This is a genomic window from Bradyrhizobium sp. IC4059, from assembly GCF_020193615.1.
Lineage (GTDB): Bacteria > Pseudomonadota > Alphaproteobacteria > Rhizobiales > Xanthobacteraceae > Bradyrhizobium > Bradyrhizobium yuanmingense.
The window spans coordinates 77350-83382 of sequence record NZ_JADYVH010000019.1; the positions used below are offsets into that span (position 1 = coordinate 77350).

At 61.1% G+C, this 6033-nt stretch carries 5 protein-coding genes and 1 pseudogene; 5 read left to right on the top strand and 1 reads right to left on the bottom strand.

What is annotated here, in order from left to right; genetic code table 11:
- The first annotated feature begins 30 nt into the window (after positions 1 to 30).
- The 4 genes from I6F12_RS35330 (at position 31) to I6F12_RS35345 (ending at position 3338) form a co-directional block, all read left to right on the top strand.
- The gene (locus I6F12_RS35330; RefSeq protein WP_225158392.1) at positions 31 to 546 is read left to right on the top strand and encodes a nuclear transport factor 2 family protein; all 516 of its coding nucleotides are present in this window, start codon (positions 31 to 33) and stop codon (positions 544 to 546) included.
- Between the two features lie 288 nt (positions 547 to 834).
- Entirely contained in the window at positions 835 to 2106 is a 1272-nt protein-coding gene (locus I6F12_RS35335) for a DUF2157 domain-containing protein (protein ID WP_225158393.1), read from the top strand.
- Positions 2103 to 2717: a GDYXXLXY domain-containing protein gene (locus tag I6F12_RS35340; RefSeq protein ID WP_225158394.1), complete on the top strand. Its 615-nt coding sequence runs from the start codon at positions 2103 to 2105 to the stop codon at positions 2715 to 2717. The genes I6F12_RS35335 and I6F12_RS35340 overlap by 4 nt, the downstream gene beginning before the upstream one ends.
- 105 nt (positions 2718 to 2822) lie before the next feature.
- Positions 2823 to 3338 carry a hypothetical protein gene (locus I6F12_RS35345; protein WP_225158395.1) on the top strand — a complete coding sequence of 172 codons (516 nt, stop codon included), beginning with the start codon at positions 2823 to 2825 and terminating at the stop codon, positions 3336 to 3338.
- A 135-nt stretch (positions 3339 to 3473) separates the two neighbouring features.
- Here the strand turns inward: I6F12_RS35345 and I6F12_RS35350 are convergent, their stop codons facing one another.
- Complete coding sequence (locus I6F12_RS35350) at positions 3474 to 4670, bottom strand: DUF3644 domain-containing protein (protein ID WP_225158396.1); 1197 nt, start codon at positions 4668 to 4670, stop codon at positions 3474 to 3476.
- A 1059-nt stretch (positions 4671 to 5729) separates the two neighbouring features.
- Between I6F12_RS35350 and I6F12_RS35360 the strand changes: the two are divergent.
- Positions 5730 to 6033 (top strand): annotated as a pseudogene (locus tag I6F12_RS35360) (N-methyl-L-tryptophan oxidase); the annotation flags it as partial.

The window sequence follows — 6033 nt, forward strand, 5'->3', positions numbered from 1 at the left end:
CGACATGTTGCACCAGAAAGGAAGACACCAATGGCAACCATGCTCAATCGCGCACTTGCGTCGTGCGTCTACGCGGTCATCGTGACGGCATCCACCCTGACGACGGCCGCACCCTGCGGACAGGCCAATTCCGTGCAGGACGACAACAAGCGCATCGTCACCGATGCGTTCGATCGCTGGGCGGCGGGAGGCACCACTTTCTTTAATGACCTGCTGCACGAGAGCGTGGTCTGGCGCATCAGGGGATCCGGTCCAAGCGCCGGCGAGTTCAGAGGCCGCGATGTCTTCATTGATCGCGCGGTCCGCCCATTTGCCAGCCGGTTGTCGACCCCGGTCCGCCCCACTTCCGTGCGGATCTACGCTGATGGTGACCACGTCATCGCGCATTGGGAAGGCAGCGGCGTCGCGCGTGACGGCAAGCCCTACGCGAACTCTTACGCGTGGATACTGCTCATGCAGGACGGCAAGGCGGCAGAGGTCACGGCCTATCTCGACCTCGCCCCCTATGACGACGTCCTGCGGCGCATTCCTCTGCCGGCGCAATAGGCCGCAGAAAAGAGTGATGTCTGTGGCCATCCTTCGAGACGCCCGCCCTTGGCGGGCCCTCAAGATGAGGACCGAGTGTGTGGCGCGAGTTTAGCGGGCTCCGATGCCGCTTAGCCTCATCCTGAGGAGGCGCGTAGCGCCGTCTCGAAGGACGACGCGCGCGCTCAGCTCGCGCAAAGAGCCATATGCGATCACCCCCGGCCACGAGGAGGAGCTTGAACCCATCGCCTGTACGATCCGACCTAGCAAGGTCCCGCCATCCGGCGGGCGCCAGGTGATCCCAGGACGATGTTCGACAAAACCTACCGGCAGCGCCTCGAAGCCGATCTTGCGCGATGGGAGGCCGACGGCGTGATTGCGCCGGCGGCGGCCGTCGCGATCCGCAGCGCGCTGCCGCCGCTTCCGCCCGGCATCAATATCGCGGTGGTCGTCGCCATCGTCGGCGGCCTGCTGATCGCGGCCGCGTTCCTCGCCTTCGTCGCCGCGCACTGGACCGAGATCGCGCGCCTGGCACGGTTCGCGATCCTGATCGCCGGCATGACTGTTGCCGGCGGTCTCGGCGCCTGGTTCGCCGCGAGGCAGCGCACAATTCTCGCCGATCTCTGTGCCAGCGTCGGTGCGATCATCTTCGGCGCGGGCATCGCGCTGGTCGGGCAGATGTACCACCTCGGCGACGACTTCGCCGGCGGCATGCTGCTGTGGTCGATCGGCGCGTTCGCCGCGGCCCTGCTGACCGGCTCGCGCGGCGCGCTCGCGGTCGGTCTCGTCGCCGCCTCGATCTGGACCTGCATGCGGATCACCGACGCGTCCGACGTGCTGCATCTTCCGTACGTCTTGGTCTGGCTCATCGCCGCCGCACTCGCCTTCGCCTGGAATTCCCGCGTCGCCGCTCATCTCGTCGCGCTGGCGCTGCTGCCGTGGTGGATCGCGACCTCGCTCCGCTTCGAATTCGAGGGCACCCAGCCGTCCTTCGTGCTCGCGAGCGGTGCGGCGCTGCTGTTCGGCGCCGGGCTCGCGATCGCCGCCGCGCCGTCGCCGCGAGCGCTCCGGCTCGGCAACGTCCTGTCGGTTTACGGCGCGTTTTCATTGGCCATTGCCGCGTTCCTGGAGGTGACGACGGTCGACGATCTCGTCCGCTTTCGCGAAGGGTCTCTTGCGGGCCAGCCGCTTTGGGCGATCGCGTGCGGAAATGCCGGCGTGATCCTCGCGCTGGCCTCGGCTGCGATCACCCGGCGCGCGGGAGAGCTGCTTGCAGCCGCTGCGATCGCCCTGGTCCTGCTCGCGGCGCCGGTCTGGCCGGCATCCATGGCCGGCGAATCCTGGCTCGCCTATGCCGCGCTGCTCTCGGCCATGCTGTGTCTCGTCGTCTCCGGCATGCTCGACGACGTGCGCCCGCGTATCGTCGCGGGCTGGCTCGGGATCGCCGGCGTCATCGCCGGCATCACCTGGGCCGTGAAGGGCTCGCTGCTGCGCCGCTCGGCCTTCCTGGCAGTGGCGGGCGTCGCGGCCGTCGCCTTTGCCACCGCGCTGGGCCGCATGCTGCCGAGGGCCGCGCGATGAACGCCCTGATCGCATCTTTGGCCGCGTTCTGGCGGCGCATCCCGAATGCCGTGCTGTTCGGCGTCGCCGTCCTGCTGCAATGTGCGCTGCTGGTCATGATGGTGGCCGACCGCATGCAGATCCTGCGTAACGGCGTCGAGGTCACCCTGCAGACGCAGCCGGTCGACCCCCGCGATCTCCTGCGCGGCGACTATGTCGTGCTCAGCTACGACATCTCGCAAGTGCCGGCCGGCGCGCTCAAAGGCAAGCTCGCCGACGCGCGCCACCCGACCGTGTTCGTCAAGCTCGCGCCCAAGGCCGACGGCGTCTATCAGGCGGTCTCGGTGCATGCCGAGCGGGTCAAGGTCACCGCGCCCGAAGTGCTGATCCGCGGCCGCGTCGGAAATTATGGCGGCTCCTGCGGTGACGACCGCCGCCGCTTCTGCGACAAGCTGCCGATCAAATACGGCCTCGAGCGCTATTTCGTGCCCGAAGGCGAGGGCAGGAAGCTCGAGAATGCCCGCAACCAGCAGAAGCTGCGCATCGTCGCCGCCGTGCTGCCCTCAGGCCGCGCGGCGATCAAGCGGCTGCTGCTGGATGGGGAGAAGGTGTATGAGGAGCCGCTGTATTAGGGCGGGATGCTGCTGGGACAAATCGATTGCCGTCGCGCTCGTGCGCCTCTTCCGCTGCGGGAGGGGCAGCAGCCAATAGCCTATGAAGATCACGGGGAGGATCGAATGGCCAAAGAAGCAAATGGTCCGAACAGTACAATCCTGGGAGCTGCCGGCGAGCATTTCGTAATGTCACAGCTTCTGCGCCGAAATATGATAGCGGCGCTTGCTCCGACCGGAGTGCCGAATGCGGACATTGTCGTGACCGATAAGTTGGGCGATCGCCTCTGCGCCATCCAAGTAAAAGTGCGGCGCGACATCGGTTCAGACGGCGGGTGGCATATGGGACAGAAGCACGAAGAACTCGTGTCGCCGAATCTATTCTATAGTTTTGTCGATTTTGGGAAGTCGCTCGCCGACCAGCCGAAAACATGGGTCGTGCCGAGCGGAATCGTTGCCCAATCTCTTCAGGAAATTCATAAGGATTGGCTGCACACGCCCGGAAAGAAGGGGCAGCAGCGCAATGACAGCACCTTCCGGCGCTTCATGCCCGATTACCATCCCCTGCCTCAGTACAAATTGGGATGGCTCAACCCTTACTTTGAAAATTGGGCAAGTCTCGAGGCCGCGTCTAAACAGTGAGCCAGGAGAAGAGCGGCACGGGGAAAGCTTGCAGCTGTCGCCACGAGGTTACATCTCAAATTTTAGGCCCTCGAACGGGAAGCGACCGAAGGCGGCATCGGCGGAAAATACTCCGAACGGCCAATAAGATTGGAGCTAGACGTATCGGTCTTTATGCTCTTGGCAATGCGCCCTGACGCGGGTGAGCCAAGAATCATACCAAACCCATGTGTTAGGATAATCGCCGGTTCTTCCAAAACCTTTTGCAGGATTTCTGGCGTCTAGTTCTTGCCAGAGGACAGTGTGAGCATGCTGTCCAAATTTCTGAAAGCCTTCTTCACGCATCATTTTGACGATCTGCGATGCGGTAAAGCGCCGCTTGTCCACCTCTTTAAGCAACACGCTGTTGATCTCGCGGCCCTCTGCGGAGTCAGGCTTAACGAATTCGACTGCCACATCAGCGTTAGATGCACGATTGCCTGTCTTCGGGATGAAGGCAACCCGGTATGCAAAGCGCGGGTCGGCCTGCTGTTCTTCCGTTAGAGTCTGATGAAACGCATCCATCATGGTCGCAATGTGCTGCGGCAGATCGCTCGCCTTTTTGAGGATTGAGCGCTGGTCGGCACTGAAGGTGACAAATTGGAGCGCTATAGGTAGTCGCCGCTCTAATCCAAATTGAGCTCCGAACAGTGATTTCATGGAGTCGTTGAAGTTGATGCAGCAAGCTTGAAGCTTCGCGCTGACGGCGTCGTCTATTCGGTTGGTAGATCGATGCTCGATCTCGTGACGAAGCGATAGTAGAAACTCTAGATTAGCAATCGCTCCCTTGGGCACGGGGCATCGCGCGTGACGTAGACACTTCCCCAGCTCCCAATAGCAATCTTCTCCCTGCTTGGTCTTCTTTACTGTGCCGTCCGCCTCGATATAACGATAGTCAATTCTCTCCCTGCGAAACCACGCGTGCAAAAGATAGGTCCATGCAATGATGCTGGTTACGATGAAGAGTTCGGCACGAAAAGTAAGCCCGGCGCTATTGAAGATATGAACCGCAGCAATCATCGCCTCACGAGCTTTGATTAGCAACTCGTCGCCTCTCAAACTTAGTCCCGTCTGCGGGTCGATGTCAGGCCATGTCGCTATAAATTCCTCTAGCTCCGCCTCGCTTGCTGCCTTTACCAGCTTGTGCTTTTTCTCTGTTCTGATCTCGCCAATTGCGCGATGGTTGATCGAACGCGTCGGGCGGGTGAAGTATGCCAGTATGTCTTGATCGTTCGAGCCGGCTTTTATGAGCATCGCCTTAATCAAAGCGACTTCCCACCTCTCCAGCCGATTGCCCCGCTTGCGGATGGCCATATCTTCCCCCTAACTTCATCAAGTAGATTCGCGACGGCGCTGCAAGTATACAGTCGCCCTGGGATTGTAGTCTTCCGGAAGACATCGGGGTTTTGCCAAAAGGCGGCAAGAGCGAAAGCCCGAGCGAATCGCTGGGATGACTAGGTAGCGTCAATGGAGACAAAGCGGTGGCTAAGCTAAAAACGCCAGTAGCGCTGGAGACCGCCTTCGCGGCCTACACTCTGGATGAAGTCTTGGGCGAAGGAGGTGCCGGGAGGGTTTACGGCGGTAAGAGCGCCGAAGGCACGCCGGTAGCAATAAGGTTCTTACCAACACCCCCGAGACAAACGGGCGCGGTTTAAGAACGAGATAGCTTTTCTTTCGCGCAATCGGCACCCAAACATCGTTACCGTATCCGATTATGGCATCCCGAACGAGGGAAGTATCTCAGGTCCATTCTACGTTATGTCACGGTTCGCTTCGAACCTGCGCTCCTTGATGACCACAGGCATTTCGCCTGGATCGGTTCTGTCGGTCTTCGAGAAGGTATTGGACGGCGTTGAAGCCGCACATCTGCAAGAGTTGTTCACCGTGACCTGAAGCCGGAAAACGTGCTCAGCGATTCGACGGGCAGCGTTCTGGCCGTTGCTGATTTTGGGATTGCGAGCTTTACAGAGAGCTTACTTGTGACAGCCGCTCAGACAGGTCCGACACAACGGCTCGCCAAAAGCAGTACCGGCGCCGACCGCGCAATTCGGTTGCGTTCGAGAGGTGGGCCAAAACCCGCCAATAAGACCTCCTGCAACTATGAAACTAGGCTCCCGTTTTGCCCGACGGGTCCGAAGTAAGCCGAGATCAGGATCAATTCTCATCTCCTCCACCCCAAACGGATTCATCATCCTCGCTCTCAGCGCCGCAACATCGCGATCATTGCACGTCACCAGCGTCTGATCGTGCACCAACGCGGTTGCCCCGAGCAGACCGTCGTCCCGTCGACCTTGCAAACCCGCGAAATCACCACGATGATCTCCGCGTCGTAGCATCGCTCGCGAGGTCTTCATGCGAAAATGCGAAGTCGCCGTGCTGGGTCTGGGGCTCATGGGCGGAGCAGCGCTGGGCGCATTGCTGGATGCCGGCGTCGATGCGCTCGGCTTCGACCCTGTCGCAGCGGGTTCGGATCGAGGCTCGTCACATGGTTCATGTCGCATTTTCCGTCGCTTCAATTTCGAAAACCCCAACTACACCAGCCTGAGCGACGAGGCTCATGCCGGCTGGATCCGGCTGCAGAGCGAAAGCGGTCAAACAATTCTGACGGAGACCCCTGTTCTGGAGGCCGGCCGCCCCGGCTCAGCCATGGTGGCGTCCTCGCGCGCGGCCGCGATCG

Coding starts and splice junctions, on each gene's coding strand:
- I6F12_RS35330 (WP_225158392.1), top strand. CDS start 31: ATGGCAACCATGCTCAATCGCGCACTTGCGTCGTGCGTCTACGCGGTC.
- I6F12_RS35340 (WP_225158394.1), top strand. CDS start 2,103: ATGAACGCCCTGATCGCATCTTTGGCCGCGTTCTGGCGGCGCATCCCG.
- I6F12_RS35350 (WP_225158396.1), bottom strand. CDS start 4,670: ATGGCCATCCGCAAGCGGGGCAATCGGCTGGAGAGGTGGGAAGTCGCT.
- I6F12_RS35345 (WP_225158395.1), top strand. CDS start 2,823: ATGGCCAAAGAAGCAAATGGTCCGAACAGTACAATCCTGGGAGCTGCC.
- I6F12_RS35335 (WP_225158393.1), top strand. CDS start 835: ATGTTCGACAAAACCTACCGGCAGCGCCTCGAAGCCGATCTTGCGCGA.